The following is an 18,406-nucleotide window of genomic DNA, read 5'->3' on the forward strand; positions in this document are numbered from 1 at the left end:
CCTTTTGAAATCAGTGGCATTCGGAGTGGAGAGCGGCGATGGCGGGAAGCGTCAACAAGGTCATTCTGGTTGGAAATCTCGGCAAGGATCCTGAGATCCGCCGCACCCAGGACGGGCGGCCGATTGCGAATTTGAGCATCGCCACCTCGGAGACCTGGCGCGACAAGAATACTGGCGAACGCAAGGAGAAGACCGAGTGGCATCGCGTCGTGATCTTCTCAGAGCCGCTTTGCAAAATCGTCGAACAGTATCTGAAGAAGGGCGCCAAGGTTTACATCGAGGGCGCGCTTCAGACCCGCAAGTACACCGACCAGAGCGGTGTCGAGAAGTATTCGACCGAGGTCGTGCTCCAGGGCTTCAATTCGACGCTCACGATGCTCGACGGCCGCAGCGGCGGCGGTGGAGGCGGCAGCTTCGGCGACGAGCCGGGCGGTGATTTCGGCTCGTCAGGACCCGTCAGCAGCGCGCCGCGCCGTCCCGTGGCCGCCGGCGGCGGTGGCCGCAACAGCGACATGGACGACGATATCCCGTTCTGAGGACGGTCTGACGATAGGGGGGCGCCGGCAGGTTGGGCCGCGCCTGCCACGTCGTGTCAGCAAACCTTACTAATCGACAGGGCGGGCTCGGGATTTCCGGGCCCGCTTCATGTTTGGGTTGAACTCTGACCGCGCCGGGCAACCAGGCCGAAGAGGTGCGCGCCACCGCGCGATCGTTGAGGTGGCCGAAGCGATTTCGAAGGGCCTGTTCCATGCCCATCCGAGACACTCGTTGCAAGGCCGTAAGCTATTGGAAAAATAAGCGGAAAAAGCGCTTCCCTCGAGCCCGCAAGGGTGGTTATCAGGGCCCCGATGCGCTATATGATTCCCAGATAAAACCTCACCGGATTTCCCCTTGGCTGACGACGACGACAAGCCCGGCGACCAGCCGGCGCAACCCTCGGATATTCGCCCCGTCTCCATCTTCGAGGAGATGAAGAAGTCCTATCTCGACTACGCCATGAGCGTGATCGTGGCGCGGGCGCTGCCTGATGCCCGCGACGGCCTGAAGCCGGTGCACCGCCGCATCCTGTTCTCGATGAACGAGCAGGGGCACACGCCTGACAAGAAGTACGTGAAGTCCGCCCGCGTGGTCGGTGACGTCATCGGTAAATATCATCCGCATGGCGACCAGTCGATCTACGACGCCATGGTCCGGATGGCGCAGGACTTCTCCATGCGCGTGCCGCTGATCGACGGCCAGGGCAATTTCGGCTCGGTCGACGGCGATCCCGCGGCCGCCTATCGTTACACCGAAGCGCGCCTGACCAAGGCGGCGCTGGCCCTGCTGGTCGACATCGACAAGGACACCGTCGACTTCCAGCCGAACTACGACAACAACGAGACCGAACCGTCGGTCTTGCCGGCCAAGTTCCCGAACCTCCTCGTCAACGGCGCCGGCGGCATCGCGGTCGGCATGGCGACCAACATCCCGCCGCACAATCTCGGCGAGGTCATCGACGCCTGCATCGCGCTGATCGACAACCCCGCGCTGACCATCGACGAACTCATCAACATCGTGCCGGGACCGGATTTTCCGACCGGCGGCGTCATCCTTGGGCGGCAAGGCATCCGCTCGGCCTATCACCTCGGCCGCGGCTCGATCGTGATGCGTGGCAAGGTCGCGATCGAGACCATCCGCAAGGAGCGCGAGGCGATCATCGTCACCGAGATTCCCTACCAGGTGAACAAGGCGACGATGGTCGAGCGCATCGCCGAACTGGTCAAGGAAAAGAAGATCGAGGGCATCGGCGACCTGCGCGACGAATCCGACCGCGAAGGCTACCGCGTGGTCATCGAGTTGAAGCGCGACGCCGTGCCGGACGTGGTGCTGAACCAGCTGTACAGGTTCACTCCGCTGCAGACCAGCTTCGGCGTCAACATGGTGGCGCTCGACAGCGGCCGTCCGCGGATCATGCATCTGAAGGACCTGCTGGCCATCTTCGTCGACTTCCGCGAGCGGGTCGTCACGCGGCGCACCAAGTACCTGCTGGCCAAGGCGCGTGACCGGGCCCATATCCTCGTTGGTCTCGCGATCGCGGTCGCCAATATCGACGAGATGATCCGCGTGATCCGGACCTCGCCCGACCCGACCACCGCCCGCGACACCCTGATGTCGCGTGACTGGCCGGCCCGGGACGTCGAGGACATGCTGACGCTGATCGACGATCCGCGCCACCGCATCAGCGCGGATGGCACGATCCGGCTGTCGATGGAGCAGGCGAGGGCCATTCTCGACCTGCGCCTTCAGCGCCTGACCGCCCTCGGCCGCGACGAAATCCGCGACGAGCTCGACAAGCTCGCGGGCGAGATCGCCGATTATCTCGACATCCTGCGCTCGCGCGCCCGCGTGCTCGAGATCATCAAGACCGAGCTCGCCGAGGTGAAGGCCGAGTTCGCAACGCCCCGCCGCACCGTCATCATCGAGCAGGAAGGCGAGGTCGAGGACGAGGACCTGATCCAGCGCGAGGACATGGTCGTCACCGTGTCCCACGCCGGCTACGTCAAGCGCGTGCCGCTGTCGGCCTATCGGGCGCAGCGCCGCGGGGGCAAGGGCCGCGCCGGCATGCAGACCCGCGACGAGGATTTCGTCTCGCGCCTGTTCGTGGCCTCCACGCACACGCCGGTGCTGTTCTTCTCCTCGCGCGGCCAGGTCTACAAGGAGAAGGTCTGGCGCCTGCCGATGGCCGCGCCGAACGCGCGCGGCAAGGCGCTGATCAACATCCTGCCGCTGGAGCAGGGCGAGCGCATCACCACCATCATGCCGCTGCCGGAGGACGAGTCCACCTGGGGCAACCTCGACGTGATGTTCGCGACCACGGGCGGCAACGTCCGGCGCAACAAGCTGTCGGACTTCGTCGACGTCCGCCGCTCCGGCATCATCGCGATGAAGCTCGACGACAATGAAGCGATCGTCGACGTGCAGATCTGCACCGAGCGCGACGACGTGCTGCTGACCGCCGCCGGCGGCCAGTGCATCCGCTTCCCCGTCACCGACGTGCGCGTGTTCACCGGGCGCACCTCGATGGGCGTGCGTGGCATCGCGCTCGGCGAGGGTGACAAGGTGATTTCGCTGGCGATCCTGCGCCACGTCGAGACCACCTCGGACGAGCGCTCGGCGTATCTGAAGATGCGCCGCGCGGTCGCTGGCGAATCCGGGGCCGAAGAGGCGCAAGTGGACGCCGAGGCCGAGGAGACATCCGGCAGCTTCCAGCTCGCGCAGGAGCGTTATGCCGAGATGTCGGCGCAGGAGCAGGTCGTGCTCACCGTGTCGGTGAACGGCTACGGCAAGCGGACCTCGTCCTACGAGTACCGCACGACGGGCCGCGGCGGCAAAGGCATCGTCGCCATGAGCGTCAACAACCGCAACGGTAATCTGGTTGCCTCGTTCCCGGTCGAGGATGCAGATCAGATCATGCTGGTCACCGACAAGGGCCAGTTGATCCGCTGCCCGGTCGAAGGCATCCGCGTCGCCGGCCGCTCGACACAAGGCGTGATCGTGTTCGACACGGCCGAGGACGAGCACGTGGTCTCAGTCGAGCACATCACGGAAGAGGCGGAGAGCGGCAACGGGGCGAATGGCGAATAGCGAGTGGCGAATAGGGGGCTTCCCTATTCGCTATTCGCCGCCCACCATTCGCGCAGTCAAATCTCCAGCTCCGTGCCGAACTCCACGACCTGCTTGGTCGGCACGCCGAAGAACGCGGCCGAGCGTTCAGCGTTGCGCTGGAGGAAGGCGAACACGCTTTCGCGCCAGACCCACATGCCCGGCACGTCTTCGCGCGGGATGATGGTCTCGCGGCCGACGTAATAGGTGATCTCGGAGAGATCGATGCCGGCCAGCTTGCCCTGGCGGCAGACCAGTTTCAGCCCTTCATAGATCGTCGGATTCTGCATGAAGCCGTAGTGCAGGACCACGCGGGTGATGCCGGGGATGATCTCGATCACCTCGGCGCGTTCCTCGTCCGCGATGTGCGGCAATTCCTCGATCAGCACGGTGACCAGCAGCACGCGCTCGTGCAGCACGCGGTTGTGCCTGACGAATTGGGTGAGCGCGAGGGGCACACCGCGCGGCGCGGAGGCCAGGTACACGGCGGTCCCGGGCAGCCGCGCGTGGCATTTGTTGACCGCGGTCTCGATCAGGTCCTCCTCGGGCTGACGCAGCCGGGCGCGTGCCGCCTCGACCAGCCTCACGCCGGCCCGCCAGGTCAGCATCAGGAAGGCGACGAGGCCGGCGAGCAGCAACGGAAACCAGCCGCCCTCGAACAGCTTGATCGAGTTGGCCGAGAAGAAGATCAGATCGATGACGAAGAAGAAGCCGTTCACGGCAACGACCAGCCAGGGCGAAAAGCCCCACTGGATCGCGACCAGCGCGGCGAGCAGCGTGGTGATCGCCATCAGCAGCGAGACCGCAATGCCATAGGCGCCGGCGAGGGCGTCCGAGGAGCCGAAGCTCAGGACGGCGCCCAGCGTTGCAGCCGCAAGCAGCCAGTTCACCAGCGGCACGTAGATCTGGCCGATCGCATCGCTCGTGGTGTGGCGGATCTGCATGCGCGGCAGGAAGCCGAGCTGGATCGATTGCTGCGTCAGCGAGAACACGCCGGAGATGATCGCTTGCGAGGCGATCACGGTCGCGATCGCGGAGAATGCGACGAGCAGGTAGTGCAGGGCGTCGGGGCAGAGCTGGAAGAACGGGTTCTCGATCATCGTGGGATCGGTGATCAGCAGCGCGGCCTGGCCGAAATAGTTCAGCACCAGGGCGGGCAGGCAGATCGCGAACCAGGCCAGCCGGATCGGCAGGCGACCGAAATGTCCCATGTCGGCATACATGGCCTCGCCGCCGGTCACCGCGAGAAAAGCCGCGCCGAGGATTCCGAACGAGATGTGGAAGTCCTGGTGGATCAGGAAATTGAACGCATAGAACGGGCTGAGCGCCGCCAGCACCGCCGGCGCCTTGACGATGCCGTGGATGCCGAGCGCGGCGAGCACGACGAACCAGGCCAGCATCACCGGCCCGAAGATGCGGCCGATGAAGCCGGTGCCCTGCTTCTGCATCATGAACAGGCCGATCAGGATGACGACCGTCACGGGCACCACGGCGGGCGCGAGCGAGGGGGCATCGACCTTGAGGCCCTCGATGGCGCTGAGCACCGAGATGGCCGGCGTGATCGCGCCATCGCCATAGAGCAGGGCGGCTCCGATCAGGCCGACCACCAGGAGATGGGCACGCCAGGTGCCGGGCTGGGCGTGGCGGGCATGCAGCAGCGCCAGAAGCGCGACGATGCCGCCTTCGCCGCGGTTGTCCGCACGCAGGATCAACAGCGCATATTTGAGCGAGATGATCAGCAGCAGCGCCCAGAGGATCAGCGAGGCGACGCCGAGGACAGCGTCGTGACTGAGCGTGCCGCCATGGGCGGCCGCCTTGGCGGCTTCCTTCAGGGCGTAGAGGGGGCTGGTGCCGATATCGCCATAGACGACGCCGAGGGCGCCCATGGTCATGGCGAGCGGCAGCGGGTCAGGATGGTGGCCGGAAGCGACTGCGGGCGTACTGGACAAGGGCGGCCCCCCAATGGGATCGCGCCCGACGGGCCATTCCGCCGGGCGCGAGCATCACGCAGTCTGCGATGGGGCGTTGCAAAATTCCATCAGGATTATATGACGCGAAGCTGACAGACCCGACTACGGGGTCCGGTTGGCGGTCACGAGGCGGGCCTCGCGGATGGTCGCCTTGGTGCCGGCACGGCGCAGGCAGGACACCTCGAAGTTCGGCCAGGCCTGCTGGGAGCAGTCCTTTCCGACGGTGCGGATATCGAGCCGGTCGCTCTTGGCCAGCGGCTGCGGCACGCTGGCTTCGACGGTCGGGGCAAAGCCGGGCAGCAGGGTGAGGGCTGCGGCAACACATGCAGAGAGAGCGATCGCTGAAAGAGCCTTGATCATTTGACAGTCCCCTGTGATGCGGCCGCCTACGCCCAGTGTGCGGCCCGTCATTCGTTGGCCGGATTAGTAACCATGGCCAGTTTCCGGACGTCTTCGCCGGCGCGGGAAATGGTTTCGTGTCCCCGCCGGTTTGTTTCGTGGCCGCTCTCAGGACGAAACAAACCGGCCGTCGCCGACACGGCCGGCGGGATATTCTGCCGGAAACGGCCAAGGAGAGGCCGAGGAACCCGCCCGGCTTGCCGGCCCGGGCCGGGCGCGGTAGGAGGGGGGCCATGCCGCGTATCGCCTTCTATCCCGGTTCCTTCGACCCCATCACCAACGGCCATCTAGACGTGGTCCGGCACAGCGTATCGCTGTGCGACAGGCTCGTCGTCGCGATCGGGGTCCACCCCGGCAAGAAGCCGCTGTTCTCGACCGAGGAGCGGCTCAAGATGCTCCATGACGTCTGCGGGCCGGTGGCGGCCAAGGCCGGCTGCGTGCTCGAAGCCGTGACGTTTGACGACCTGTCGGTGACCGCGGCGCGCAAGCACGGTGCGACCATCATGATTCGGGGCCTGCGCGACGGCAGCGACCTCGATTACGAGATGCAGCTCGCCGGCATGAACGAGGCGATGGCGCCGGAAGTGCATACCGTCTTCCTGCCGGCCTCTCCCATGGTTCGCCCGATCACCGCCACTTTGGTGCGCCAGATCGCCGGCATGGGCGGGGACGTCTCGACCTTCGTCCCGCCGATTGTTGCGGCCCAGCTCAAGGTAAAATTCGCCGGATAACGGCGCGCTTCCTCTTTCTCTGATCCGGAGTTGTCATGATCCGAATTCTCGCAGTTCTTGCCGCGCTCGTGTTCGCGTTGCCCGCGGTGGCGCAGCAATTGCCGGCCAACCTCGATAAGGCCAACGCCATCGTCATCGACAGCACCAAGGGCCGCATCGTCATCAAGCTGCGCACCGACATCGCGCCCCAGCATGCCGAGCGCATCAAGCAGCTCGCGCGCGAGGGCTATTACAACAACGTGCCGTTCCATCGTGTCATGGACGGCTTCATGGCGCAGACCGGCGACGGCGAGAAATTCAACGGCACCGGTGGATCGAAATATCCGAACCTGAAGCAGGAATTCTCCAAGGTGCATTTTGCCCGCGGCATCGTCGGCATGGCCCGGCGCGGCGACAGCGTCGACAGCGCCAACTCGCAATTCTTCATCATGTTCGCCGACGGCGGCAGCCTCGACAACCAGTACACCGTGGTCGGCGAGGTCGTGCAGGGCATGGACGTCGTCGACAAGCTGAAGAAGGCGCCGCCCGGCTCCCCCGGCGGCGCCGTGACCGATCCCGACAAGATGGTGAAGGTGCAGGTCGCCTCCGACATCAAATGAGAGGTGGCGATGGCGCGCCGTGGCAAAAAGCTCATCGTAGCTGCCGCGGCGCTCCTGCTTGGCCTCTCCGGCGCGGCCGCCGAGGACGCGAAGGTCAACACCATCCAGGACGTCTTCCGGCATCTGCGCACCTGCTGGAAACCTCCGCCGCCCGCCAGGGCCCGCCCACTCGACATCACCGTCGTCGTGAGCTTTAACCGGGCCGGAAACATTCTGGGCCATCCGAGGATTACCTATGAATCCGCGGAGGCCTCCGACAACGACCGGCTGCAATACCGGATCGCGGTAATGGAGGCGTTGCAACGCTGCACGCCGATGCCATTTACCGATGCAATGGCCGGCGCCGCCGCGGGACGTCCATTCGCAATCCAGTTCCGTAACCGCAAAACGTCGCCTGACAAGACTTCACCCCCAACGCAAGAGAGACGAGCATGAGCGTCACCGAAAACACCCTGATCCTCGAGACCACGCAGGGCCCCGTCACCATCGAGATGCGGCCTGATCTGGCGCCCGGCCACGTCGCGCGTATCAAGGAACTGGTCCGCGAAGGCTTCTACGACGGCATCGTGTTCCACCGCGTGATCGACGGCTTCATGGCGCAGACCGGCTGCCCGCAGGGCACCGGCACCGGCGGCTCCGGCAAGAAGCTGAAGGCCGAGTTCAACAAGGAGCCGCATGTGCGCGGCACCACCTCGATGGCGCGCGCCGCCAATCCCGATTCCGGCGACAGCCAGTTCTTCATCTGCTTCGACGACGCCCGCTTCCTCGACAACCAGTACACGGTGTGGGGCAAGGTCACCGAGGGCATGGAGAACGTCGACAAGATCAAGCGCGGCGAGCCCGTGCAGAATCCCGACAAGATCGTCAAAGCGCGGATGGCGGCGGACGCGGCCTGATAGCGGTCATTCCGGGGCGCGCCTAAGCGTCAACCATGGTGCGCGATTGCGCACCTGAGAATCTCGAGATTCCGGGTTCGATGCTGCGCATCGTCCCGGAATGACGCGAACCAAGGCGCGACAGCGCTCATGCGCACCGATCTGTTCGATTTCGACCTGCCCGCCGAGCGCATCGCATTGCGCCCGGCGAGCCCGCGCGACTCCGCGAAGATGCTGGTCGTGGAGAACGGTGTGCTGCGCGATCAGGTGATTGCCGACCTGCCGCAATGGCTGAAGCCGGGCGACCAACTCGTCGTCAACGACACCAAGGTGATCGCGGCGCAGCTGAAGGGCCGGCGCATCGGCCGCGAGACGGAGCCCAGGATCGAGGCAACGCTGATCAAGCGGCTCGACGGCTCGCGCTGGCAGGCGCTGGTGAAGCCCGCCAAGAAGCTCGTCGCCGGCGACCGGGTCCGCTTCGGCAATGAAGGCAAGGTCTGCCTGCTCGGCCATCTCGACGCCGAGGTCGAGTCCAAGGGCCTTGAGGGCGAGGTGACGCTGTCGTTCTCGTTCCACGGCCCGGCGCTGGACCAGGCCATCGCCGATCTCGGCAGCCCGCCGCTGCCGCCCTACATCGCCTCCAAGCGCACGCCCGACGATCAGGACCTCGCCGACTACCAGACCATGTTCGCGGCGAACGAAGGCGCCGTCGCCGCGCCGACGGCGGGCCTGCATTTCACCCCGGCACTGGAGCAGGCGCTGCGCGCGCGCGACGTGGGCGTCAACAGGGTCACGCTGCATGTCGGGGCAGGGACGTTCCTGCCGGTGAAGGTCGAGGACACCGAAGCCCACAGGATGCACGCCGAGTGGGGCACCATCTCGGCCGGGACGGCAGAGCGTCTCAACACGGCGCGAAAGAATGGCGGCCGTATCGTCGCGGTCGGCACCACGTCATTGCGGCTGCTTGAGAGCGCCGCACGCGAGGATGGCACCATCCAGCCCTTCGCGGCGGAGACGTCGATCTTCATCACTCCTGGCTATCGCTTCCGCGCCGTCGATATCCTGATGACCAATTTCCATTTGCCGAAGTCGACGCTGTTCATGCTGGTGTCGGCCTTCTCGGGGCTCGAGACGATGAAGGCGGCGTATGCGCACGCCATCGCGAATGGGTATCGGTTTTATTCGTACGGGGATGCGTGTTTGCTGTTTCGAGCGAACGACTGACGTTACGCCGCAGGGTGGGCAAAGCGAAGCGTGTGCACGTCTTTTCTGGATGCGGAGAGGGATGGCGGGCATAGCACCATGCCCACCATCTTTTCATGATCGAGACAGTTGGTGGGCACGCTGCGCTCCGCCCGCCCTACGATACCGGTTGCTACGACATCGACTATGCCATCACGCGCTGCGGCAGCAACTCGGCGATCTGCACCGCGTTCAGCGCTGCGCCCTTGAGCAGCTGATCGGCCGCGACGAACATCGAGATCGAATGGCCGCTGGGGTCGCTCAGATCCTTGCGGATGCGGCCGACCAGGACGTCGTCCTGGCCCGAGGCGTCGATCGGCATCGGGAAGTAGTTCCTGGCGCGGTCGTCGACGACCTTGACGCCCGGCGCCTGCGCCATGATGGCGCGAACCTGGTCCTCGCTGATCGGCTTCTCGCATTCGAAGGTGATGGCCTCGCAATGTGCGCGCAGCACCGGCACGCGCACGCAGGTGACGCCGATCGCGATTGTCTCGTCTTCGAAGATCTTGCGGGTCTCCTTGATGACCTTGGTCTCCTCGTCGTTGTAGCCGGTCTCGGGGTCGACCGCGGTATTGTGGTTGAAGAGATTGAAGGCGTAGGGGTGCGGCATCACCTTCGGCGTATAGACCTGCCCGTTGAGATTGGCGCGGGTGGATTCGACCAGCTCCTCCATCGCGGCGGCGCCGGCGCCGCTTGCGGCCTGGTAGGTCGAGATGATCACGCGCTTGATGCGGTTCTTCTGGTGGATCGGCCACAATGGCACCAGCGCGGTGATCGCCGCGCAGTTCGGGTTGGCGATGATGCCCTTGTGATCCCTGATGCGGTTCGCGTTGATCTCGGGGATCACCAGCGGCACGTTCGGGTCCATGCGGAAAGCGGAGGAGTTGTCGACCACGACCGCGCCGGACTTGACGGCGATCGGCGCATACTTCTTCGAAATGCTGCCGCCGGCGGAGAACAGGGCGATGTCGACACCCTCGAAGGACCGCTCGGTCAGCTCTTCGATCACGATCGGCTGACCGCGGAACGACACCGTCTTGCCGGCCGAGCGGGCGCTGGCGAGCGCCTTGAGCTTGCCGACGCGGAAGCCGCGCTTGTCCATGGTGGCGATGAATTCGGCGCCCACCGCACCGGTGACGCCGACAATCGCGACGACAGGATCGTTACTCACTTTGTCCTCCATTGAGATTTGCGAACAAGACAACAAAAAAGCCCCGGTCCATCGAGGGCGGGGCTTGCCGTAGAGCTGATGCGTTTAAGTCGACGACTTACGTGCGCACGCCTCCCCGGGCCCCTGAGGCCGTGGTGGTTTTGGTCGTGCGTTTGGTGGTCGTGAACATGGCGGCGACTTATGCGGGAGAGTCTTGCGGCCGTCAATGGCTTTTCGTTCCCGGCCGATGCCGGGGGCGAAGCCTGCCGCTATCTAGCAGCCGCTATTTCCTGGCGCCCGGGGGCTCCAGGATGACCTCCTTGAGGTCGTCGCCGCTGATCACGACGATCGCGAAATTGAGCCGGCCGCGTTCGCGCACGAGGCCACCGCTGATCGCCTTGCCCGAGGCCGCGCGCTCGGCAACACGCACGGCATCCGCGAGACGGTGCCTGATCGCACCGAGGGCAACAAGGTTGCTGCGATCGTCGTTGTCGAGCTCGGCGAGGGGGAGGGCAGCTTCTCCGCCGACGAGTTCGCCCGTCGCTGCATTGATGGTGTGGCGCCAGATCCGGTCGTTGTGCAGGGTCTTCACGCGATACACCGGCACGCCGGCGGCTCCGTCAAAACTCACATCCGCTGTGGTGGCGCCGGCGTGACGGGCTTCGGCGATCGCCATGGCCTGGCTGATCGAGATCGACGAACTGCGGAAACGCTCGATCTCGCGGCTGATGGCTTGGCGGTCGGCCTCGGCATCACCATCTGCATCGCTGTGAAGGGCAGTCGGCGTGCCCGCGGTCACGATCGCCCGGGCGGGCGCGGCGAGGAGCAGGGCGGACAGGCCGATAGCCAGCAGTCCTGAAGTCCATCGTTTGGCTGTCGTCATGCTCGAAACCCTCGACCAGCGAGTGTGCCGGATGATCGTAAAGAATTCGCGGCCGGCCTTGGGCGTCGGCCGGCCGCGGAGCGACGCACCGGGCTGTACCCGGCACGGCGATCTCAGCGGTACGGGCCACCTTTGGGGCTGGTGAAAAAAGCGGTCCGTATCGCTTATAACTAAACCATACCGTATCGTTTTATTTGGGTCAACGGCTCGTCCCGTGTCGCCATGGGGATAGATCGTGCGTTCACGGAATTGTCAGCGTGAGGGACGGCGGCGTGGCGCGGCTTTGGTGTTCTGGACGCGGTCCGCAGGTCCGAGCGCGCCGGCCAGGAACAGCTTGATCGCGACGCGCATCCGCTTCTCGGCGGCCTTCATCTCGAGGGCCGTTCCGAAGGTCGCCAAGCGGTGGGTGTGACCAACGACCACATCGAGGAATACCTCGGCCGCAATGGTGGTATCCTCGACATCGAGCGCGCCTTGCGCCACCAGATTGTCGAAGAAGCGCGCGGTGGTGGCGACCGCCTTGAGCCAGCCTTCCTCCTTGCCGAGCTTGGCGACATCAGGGAAATTGATCGCCTGCGACGTCATCATGCGGCTGAAGGCGACGGCGTCCGGACCGCAGGTGAACGTCAGCATCTCGCGTCCGATCTCGATCAGCCGTTGCTCGACCGGGATGTCCGAGGCGCTGGAGAGCTGCGTCTCGGCGGCTGCCGACAACGGCGCGAGCCAGCGCGCGATCTCGCGCCTCAGCACGGCGGCGAACAGGCCGCGCTTGTCGCCGTAGCGGGAATAGACGGTGGGCTTGCTCACCCGGGCCGCTTCCGCGACCGCATCGAGCGAGGTTGCGTCGAAGCCGCGATCCAGGAACAGGCGGGTGGCGACCTCGATCAGCCGCTGGTCGCGCTCGATCGCGGCGGTCTTCGTCGGCCGGCCGCCGCGCGACTTCGGCACCTCGCGCCGCGGCGCAGCCGCTCTCGTCCTGGTCGCAGTCAATCCCATGCCCAATGATTCCTGCGCGTTTCTGACAGTCGTCATTCGCTCTATATCGCGCAGGAGTCGATGCGTCATCGCGAATCTGGCCGAATTGGCCATATCGTCAACGGTTTCGGCAGGGCGGCGTTCCGTCTCACGGCACCGTCGAACTCCAGGCCTGACCCGAAGCGGCCTTGTCATATCCGTATTGATAGAGCGCCCGCATATAGGCGGTGTCGAAGCCTTCCGACGGCGGCGGCGGATAGTCGCGCGCGATGTAGGAGAGATGAAAGCCGAGACGGTTGCGCTTGGCGAAATCATAGGTCGAGAAGATGATCGAGCGCGTCTGTGACTGGGTGATCGCCGACAGGCTGCGCGAGGCGACATCGATGGTGCCGTTGGAGACGAGCTCGAAATTGCGTTCGATCTTCTTGTTGACGAGGATGTAGATGTCCATCCTCGCGCTGCCCGGCAGTCGGCTGCCCTGGAATAGCAGGGCTTCCGGCAGCGTCAGCACCGGCGCGGTCACGCCACCGTCGACATGCATCTCCTGAAACTTGCGGCCCTGGCCCTCGGCGTCGATCATGATGGGCGGAAACACCAGGGGAATGCTGGCGGAGGCCGCCATCACGTCGCGAAACAGCTTGACCGCTTCGGGCGTGCCGACCGCGGCGATCTTGCCCATGTCCCAGATCGCGGTGCGCTGGGTGTCGAGATCGGTCGTCACCACCAACAGCTTCCGGCCCTTGGCGTTTTCGCGCGCAACTTGCGCCACGATCTCAGGCCCGACATAGCGCGCCACGAGCTCGCGCAGCCGCGTGTTGCCGAACAGGCCGGATCCGAACAGCACGCGCATGATGCTGGGATCGCTGAGCAGGCTTTCCGCGATGCCGCTGGTGTAGACCTCTTTCAGCGTGTCGTCGTATTGCGAACCCAGGAACGCGAACGGCGCGATCAGGCCGCCGGTGCTCACGCCCGAGACGACGGAGAAGGTGGGGCGGGTTCTCGCCGCGGTCCAGCCGTTGAGCACGCCGACGCCGTAGGCGCCATCGGCGCCGCCGCCGGAGAGCGCCAGATAGGACTTCGTCGCGTAGCTGCTGTCTTTCTCGAAGCTGAATTTCGTGACAGGGTCGTCGGCGTAGCGCCTGAGGCCGTCGATATCGAGCACGCGCGAGGTGCTGGCTTCTGCGGCCGTATAGGGCGTGCGGGGCAGGGAGGTGCAGGCGGCGAGCGCCAGGCCGCACGTCAGGACCAGGACTCCGATCAGGCGGCCTGCCTGCCTGATCCGGTCACGGGAACGGCCAGGGATATCAGTCGAACACGAAGGAAGGGGCATTGTCGGTGGCTGGCGATCACACGGTTGACGCCGCCGGCGCGTTTAGCCGCAGCATCTCGTCCAGCCCCGTAGTAAAACTACACGGTATCGTTTTGTTTAACAAGACTGGCGGGGTGAATATTCGCCGCGATTGTGTCCCAGTCTGAGGCATCGACTGACCGCTGCGCAGGTCGATGCGGGTTGATCGGCTTCCTCCGACACGTAATAAGCACGGCCATGAATCCCGACAATGACCTTCCCAATCACTTTGAGTTGCTCGCCACCGATGGCGCCGCGCGCACCGGACGCCTGACCACGCCGCACGGCGTGGTGCGGACGCCGGCCTTCATGCCGGTCGGCACCGCGGGTGCCATGAAGGGCATGCACTGGCGCGAGGTCCGCGATGCCGGCGCCGACATCGTGCTCGGCAACACCTATCATTTGATGCTGCGTCCGAGCGCCGAGCGGATCGCGGCACTCGGCGGCTTGCAGCGGTTCACCGGCTGGAACGGTCCGATGCTGACGGATTCCGGCGGCTTCCAGGTGATGTCGCTGGCGGACCTGCGCAAGATCAGCGAGCACGCCGTCACCTTCCGCTCGCATATCGACGGTGCCAAGGTCGAGCTGTCGCCGGAGCGCTCGATCGAAGTGCAGCGCCTGCTCGGCTCGGACATCGCCATGCAGATGGACGAGTGCGTGCGGCTGCCGGCCGAGCACGCCGACATCGAGCGCGCGATGCAATTGTCGCTGCGCTGGGCCGAGCGCTCGAAGCGCGCCTTCGAGAGCGCTCCCGACGGCTACATGCTGTTCGGCATCGTGCAGGGCGGCGACGTGCCGCAACTGCGGCATGCGAGTGCGGAAGGCCTGACCGCGATCGGCTTCCATGGCTATGCGATCGGCGGCCTTGCCGTCGGCGAGCCGCAGGCGGTGATGCTGGCGATGATCGACGAGACCGCGCCGGTGCTGCCGACAGAGCGCCCGCGCTATCTGATGGGCGTCGGCACGCCCGACGACATCCTCGAGGCCGTGAAGCGCGGCATCGACATGTTCGATTGCGTGATGCCGACGCGCAATGGCCGGCACGGCGTCGCCTTCACCCGCTTCGGTCAGGTGAACCTCCGCAACGCGCGCCACGCCGACGATCCGCGCCCGCTGGATGAGGAGAGCTCATGGCCGTCGGCGCGCAACTGCGCGCGCGCCTATCTGCACCATCTCGTCAAGGCGGGCGAGACTCTCGGGGCGATGCTGTTGTCCGAAATCAATATCGCTTACTACCAGTTCCTGATGCTGGGCATCAGGGACGCGATCGCACAGGGAAAATTCGAGGAGTTCTATCAGCGTACGCGCGAGGACTGGGCGAAGGGCGACATCGCCCCGCGCTAGGGCAAAGCATGATCCGGAAAAGTGTGAAGCGGTTTTCCGACGAGATCATGCTCGGCAATGACGCTAGTTGCACACGAACCGGGTCTTGACGGCATGCTTGGTGACGAAGCCATAGCCGCAATTATCGCAGGTCCAGAGATAGCTGATCATTTGGTCCGAGACGTAGGCGGATGCTTCGGCGGCGACCATGGAATCGGCGCAGACGGGACAGGTGGGCAACTCGCTGCAACGCGGATCGCGGTTCGGCGCGACGGTCGACAACACTTCAGCAACTGCTGACATCGTGGTGACCTCCCTGCTTTGAGACATAAGTCTAACATAAGCAGAAGCTGTTGACGAGGTCGCAACACAAATGCGTTGGTTTTCTGATGTTTGCAGCTCACGCGATTTTTGCGATGCAGCGTATTTAACATGTGCCGCATTGCCGCTTGCGCGTCGCCGCAAGCTGTCTGTAACTGCGCAAGAGCGCGATAGAACTGCAAATCGTCGCCATAGGGAGTTCATCATGGACGCATCGTCCAACACGGGTGCAGCGCACCAACCCGGCCGTGGCCGGATCTATGACTCGATCGTCGAGGCCTTCGGCAACACGCCGATCGTGCGCTTGCGTCGGCTGCCCGGAATGCACGGCGTGAATGCGACGATTTTGGCAAAACTTGAATATTTCAATCCAGCCGCAAGCGTGAAGGACCGCATCGGCGCGGCCATGATCATCGCGATGGAGAAGGCCGGCATCGTCAAGCCCGACACCGTGCTGATCGAGCCGACCTCCGGCAATACCGGCATTGCGCTGGCCTTCGTGGCGGCGTCGCGCGGCTACCGCCTTAAGCTGGTGATGCCGGAATCGATGTCGATCGAGAGGCGCAAGATGCTGGCTTTTCTCGGGGCCGAACTGGTGCTGACGCCGGCCGCGCAAGGCATGAAGGGCGCGATCGCCGCCGCCGAGGAGCTGTTGAAGACGACGCCGAACTCGGTGATGCCGCAGCAGTTCAAGAACCTCGCCAATCCCGAGGTGCACCGCCGCACCACCGCGGAGGAGATCTGGAACGACACCGCCGGCGATATCGACTTCTTCGTCGCTGGTGTTGGCACCGGCGGCACGATCACCGGCGTCGGCCAGGTGCTCAAGCCGCGCAAGGCCTCACTTCGCGTCGTCGCGGTCGAGCCGGAGGAGAGCCCGGTGCTGTCGGGCGGGCAGCATACGCCGCACAAGATCCAGGGCATCGGCGCCGGCTTCGTCCCTGATATCCTCGATCGCGCGGTGATCGACGAGATCGTGAAGATCAACTCGACGACGGCGATCGAGACCGCACGCGCGCTGGCGCGGCATGAAGGCATTCCGGGCGGCATCTCCTCTGGAGCTGCGATTGCGGCTGCGCTTGAGATTGGCAAGCGGCCGGAAGCCGCCGGCAAGACCATCCTGGCGATCGTGCCGTCCTTCTCCGAGCGGTATCTTTCGACGGCGCTGTTTGAGGGGATCTAGGACATGGCGGACCAACCACCGCGGCGGCCGCGCACGCTCGGCGATGCCAGGACCGAAGCAGAGGCAGCGTTCAAGAAGGTGACGGCCAAGGTCGCCGCGGCGCCGCCCAAGCAGAACGTCGCTCCCGGCATCAAGGAGCAGGTCACGCTGCGCATCGACCAGGACGTGCTGGAGTTCTTCCAGGAGGGCGGCCCCGGCTGGCAGGACCGCATCAACGAGGCGCTGCGAAAGGCCGCGGGGAAGTAGCGCCAGCTCTCACGTGCGAGAACGGTCAACGAAAAGGCCCGGCGCGAGCCGGGCTTCTGTGGTTCTTGGATGGGCATCTCGCCTCAGCGGCGGAACATGCCGCCCATCATGCCGCCGACGACGCCGCCGACGAAGGCCGCACCGGCGGCATCGCCGGGATTGCTGCGATGGGGCGCCGGAGCCGGCGCGCTGCTCTGGGCCGGGGCGCTGGCGGCGCGCCGGGCGGGCTTCTGGCTGGTGTCGCTCGCGGTCGCCGGGGCAGCTACGATCTCCGAGAGCAGGGCCTTGTGCTGGAGCTTGTTGAGGTAGCCCGATGAGGGATAGCCGCGCGCCGTCTGCCAGCGCTTGAGCACGGATCGCGTCTCGTCATCGAACACGCCGGTCGGCTTGGTGTCGAAGCCGAGCGCCGTCAGTCGACGCTGCACGTCGCGGCGCTTGTTCTTGTCGAGGCCGGCCTGGTCCTCCGTGACCTGCGTGGCCTCATCGGTGAAGGTTGCGGGATCGACACCGGCGTTGAGCGTGCGCGTCGCGGTCGAGGGGCCGCTCTTGATGGCGGCGAGGCGCGCCAGAGCCAGCGCCTTGAACTGACCGTTCGGATAGGCGGAGAGGTAGGCGTTGAGCTCCTCAGGCTTATTGGACTCCTTCACCGAGCGCCAATATTCGAGCTCGACGCCGTCCGAGCCGCCAGCCGCAGCCGGCACCATGCCGGCAGCGGTCGGGGCTGCGTTGGCGACCTGCGTGGTCGGGGCCTGGTTGAGATAGACCGAGCCGGTCAGGTTGGTGTGGCCCCAGGGCAGCTGACCCTTGCGGGTCTCTTCATTGACCTGGGCGCGCACCGACGTCATCGCCTGCTGGATCTCGATGCCGGGCTTGGTGATGTTGTCGATCAGCGCACGGGTGAACGGGCTGTTGTTGCCCTCCTGACCGTCGAGCGCGGTCTGCCCCGGGCCGGTGGCGAATGCGATCAGGGTGCCTTCACCGGATTTCATCTCGGCAAGACCGCTCTGCACGTTGACGCTGCGGGTCGCGGAGTTCGACTTGATCTTGGCGGCGAACGGATTGTCGCGGCAGGCGTCGAGGAAGACGAGCTTGACCTTGGCATCGCCCATGGTCTGCTCGAGCGTCAGGTCGATGTTGATGGCAGCGCCCAGCTTGACGTCCATCTCCGACTTGATGTCGGCGTCGACGGGCAGCAGGTAGTTCGTGCCGCTCACGGCGATGCCGTGGCCGGCATAATAGAACAGCGCGATGTCGGAGCCCTGCGCCTTGCGCCCGAAATCGAGCAGCTTTTCTGTCATCTGGTCGCGGCTGAGATTGGAGCCTTCGATCACCTCGAAGCCGACATTGCGCAGCGTCGATGCCATCGCCTTGGCGTCGATCGGCGGGTTCGGCAATTGCGCGACGTTCTTGTAGGAGCCGTTGCCGACGACGAAGGCAACGCGGCGGTCAGCCTTCGCGGCACTGACCGACAACGCCATGCACATCAGCGAAGCGAGGAGGGTGAGATAGCGCATTCTGA

The 18,406-nt window shown here is 65.1% G+C and carries 18 protein-coding genes; 10 read left to right on the forward strand and 8 right to left on the reverse strand.

Annotation, left to right across the window (positions count from 1 at the left end):
• The first annotated feature begins 38 nt into the window (after window positions 1-38).
• Both ML401_RS16450 and gyrA read left to right on the forward strand, forming a co-directional pair.
• Window positions 39-536: a single-stranded DNA-binding protein gene (locus ML401_RS16450; RefSeq protein WP_063194610.1), complete on the forward strand. Its 498-nt coding sequence runs from the start codon at window positions 39-41 to the stop codon at window positions 534-536.
• 355 nt (window positions 537-891) lie between these two features.
• Entirely contained in the window at window positions 892-3,624 is a 2,733-nt protein-coding gene (gene gyrA, locus ML401_RS16455) for a DNA gyrase subunit A (RefSeq protein ID WP_285812471.1), read from the forward strand.
• 56 nt (window positions 3,625-3,680) lie between these two features.
• Here the strand turns inward: gyrA and ML401_RS16460 are convergent, their stop codons facing one another.
• Both ML401_RS16460 and ML401_RS16465 read right to left on the reverse strand, forming a co-directional pair.
• Window positions 3,681-5,534: a potassium transporter Kup gene (locus ML401_RS16460; protein WP_194408290.1), complete on the reverse strand. Its 1,854-nt coding sequence runs from the start codon at window positions 5,532-5,534 to the stop codon at window positions 3,681-3,683.
• A gap of 180 nt (window positions 5,535-5,714) precedes the next feature.
• Window positions 5,715-5,972 (reverse strand): hypothetical protein, encoded by a 258-nt coding sequence (locus ML401_RS16465; protein ID WP_194408020.1) that lies wholly within the window; start codon window positions 5,970-5,972, stop codon window positions 5,715-5,717.
• Between the two features lie 272 nt (window positions 5,973-6,244).
• Between ML401_RS16465 and coaD the strand changes: the two genes are divergently transcribed.
• From coaD to queA, 5 genes are all read left to right on the forward strand, one after another.
• Window positions 6,245-6,742, forward strand: a complete 498-nt coding sequence (coaD, locus tag ML401_RS16470) for a pantetheine-phosphate adenylyltransferase (RefSeq protein WP_194408021.1) — start codon at window positions 6,245-6,247, stop codon at window positions 6,740-6,742.
• Window positions 6,743-6,777: 35 nt separating this feature from the next.
• Window positions 6,778-7,341, forward strand: coding sequence for a peptidylprolyl isomerase (locus ML401_RS16475; protein ID WP_285812472.1), 564 nt, complete (start codon window positions 6,778-6,780; stop codon window positions 7,339-7,341).
• 9 nt (window positions 7,342-7,350) lie between these two features.
• Window positions 7,351-7,776: a hypothetical protein gene (locus ML401_RS16480; protein WP_211416942.1), complete on the forward strand. Its 426-nt coding sequence runs from the start codon at window positions 7,351-7,353 to the stop codon at window positions 7,774-7,776.
• Window positions 7,773-8,237 (forward strand): peptidylprolyl isomerase, encoded by a 465-nt coding sequence (locus ML401_RS16485; RefSeq protein WP_211416943.1) that lies wholly within the window; start codon window positions 7,773-7,775, stop codon window positions 8,235-8,237. Before ML401_RS16480 ends, ML401_RS16485 begins: the two co-directional genes overlap by 4 nt.
• Window positions 8,238-8,366: 129 nt before the next feature.
• Window positions 8,367-9,440 carry a tRNA preQ1(34) S-adenosylmethionine ribosyltransferase-isomerase QueA gene (gene queA / locus ML401_RS16490; RefSeq protein ID WP_211416944.1) on the forward strand — a complete coding sequence of 358 codons (1,074 nt, stop codon included), beginning with the start codon at window positions 8,367-8,369 and terminating at the stop codon, window positions 9,438-9,440.
• 163 nt (window positions 9,441-9,603) lie between these two features.
• Here queA and ML401_RS16495 read toward each other — a convergent pair whose 3' ends face one another.
• From ML401_RS16495 to ML401_RS16510, 4 genes are all read right to left on the reverse strand, one after another.
• Window positions 9,604-10,641 (reverse strand): aspartate-semialdehyde dehydrogenase, encoded by a 1,038-nt coding sequence (locus ML401_RS16495; protein WP_285812473.1) that lies wholly within the window; start codon window positions 10,639-10,641, stop codon window positions 9,604-9,606.
• A gap of 250 nt (window positions 10,642-10,891) precedes the next feature.
• Window positions 10,892-11,491, reverse strand: coding sequence for a PepSY domain-containing protein (locus ML401_RS16500; RefSeq protein WP_285812474.1), 600 nt, complete (start codon window positions 11,489-11,491; stop codon window positions 10,892-10,894).
• 252 nt (window positions 11,492-11,743) lie between these two features.
• Window positions 11,744-12,487 carry a TetR/AcrR family transcriptional regulator gene (locus ML401_RS16505; RefSeq protein WP_211416947.1) on the reverse strand — a complete coding sequence of 248 codons (744 nt, stop codon included), beginning with the start codon at window positions 12,485-12,487 and terminating at the stop codon, window positions 11,744-11,746.
• A 127-nt stretch (window positions 12,488-12,614) separates the two neighbouring features.
• Window positions 12,615-13,796, reverse strand: a complete 1,182-nt coding sequence (locus tag ML401_RS16510) for a patatin-like phospholipase family protein (protein WP_285812475.1) — start codon at window positions 13,794-13,796, stop codon at window positions 12,615-12,617.
• A 216-nt stretch (window positions 13,797-14,012) separates the two neighbouring features.
• Here ML401_RS16510 and tgt point away from each other — a divergent pair, with 216 nt between their 5' ends.
• Entirely contained in the window at window positions 14,013-15,158 is a 1,146-nt protein-coding gene (tgt, locus tag ML401_RS16515; protein WP_285812476.1) for a tRNA guanosine(34) transglycosylase Tgt, read from the forward strand.
• A 63-nt stretch (window positions 15,159-15,221) separates the two neighbouring features.
• On the opposite strand, the gene ML401_RS16520 is transcribed toward tgt, so the two are convergent.
• Window positions 15,222-15,440: a hypothetical protein gene (locus tag ML401_RS16520; RefSeq protein ID WP_194408032.1), complete on the reverse strand. Its 219-nt coding sequence runs from the start codon at window positions 15,438-15,440 to the stop codon at window positions 15,222-15,224.
• Between the two features lie 223 nt (window positions 15,441-15,663).
• Between ML401_RS16520 and cysK the strand changes: the two genes are divergently transcribed.
• Window positions 15,664-16,641: a cysteine synthase A gene (cysK, locus tag ML401_RS16525; RefSeq protein ID WP_194408033.1), complete on the forward strand. Its 978-nt coding sequence runs from the start codon at window positions 15,664-15,666 to the stop codon at window positions 16,639-16,641.
• A 3-nt stretch (window positions 16,642-16,644) separates the two neighbouring features.
• Complete coding sequence (locus ML401_RS16530; protein ID WP_100174824.1) at window positions 16,645-16,887, forward strand: BrnA antitoxin family protein; 243 nt, start codon at window positions 16,645-16,647, stop codon at window positions 16,885-16,887.
• Between the two features lie 83 nt (window positions 16,888-16,970).
• Here ML401_RS16530 and ML401_RS16535 read toward each other — a convergent pair whose 3' ends face one another.
• On the reverse strand, window positions 16,971-18,401 hold the full coding sequence (locus tag ML401_RS16535) for a caspase family protein (RefSeq protein WP_285812477.1): 1,431 nt from the start codon (window positions 18,399-18,401) through the stop codon (window positions 16,971-16,973).
• Between the last annotated feature and the right edge of the window lie 5 nt (window positions 18,402-18,406).

Origin of the sequence: Bradyrhizobium sp. 62B (genome assembly GCF_030272265.2) — a bacterium.
Lineage (GTDB): Bacteria > Pseudomonadota > Alphaproteobacteria > Rhizobiales > Xanthobacteraceae > Bradyrhizobium.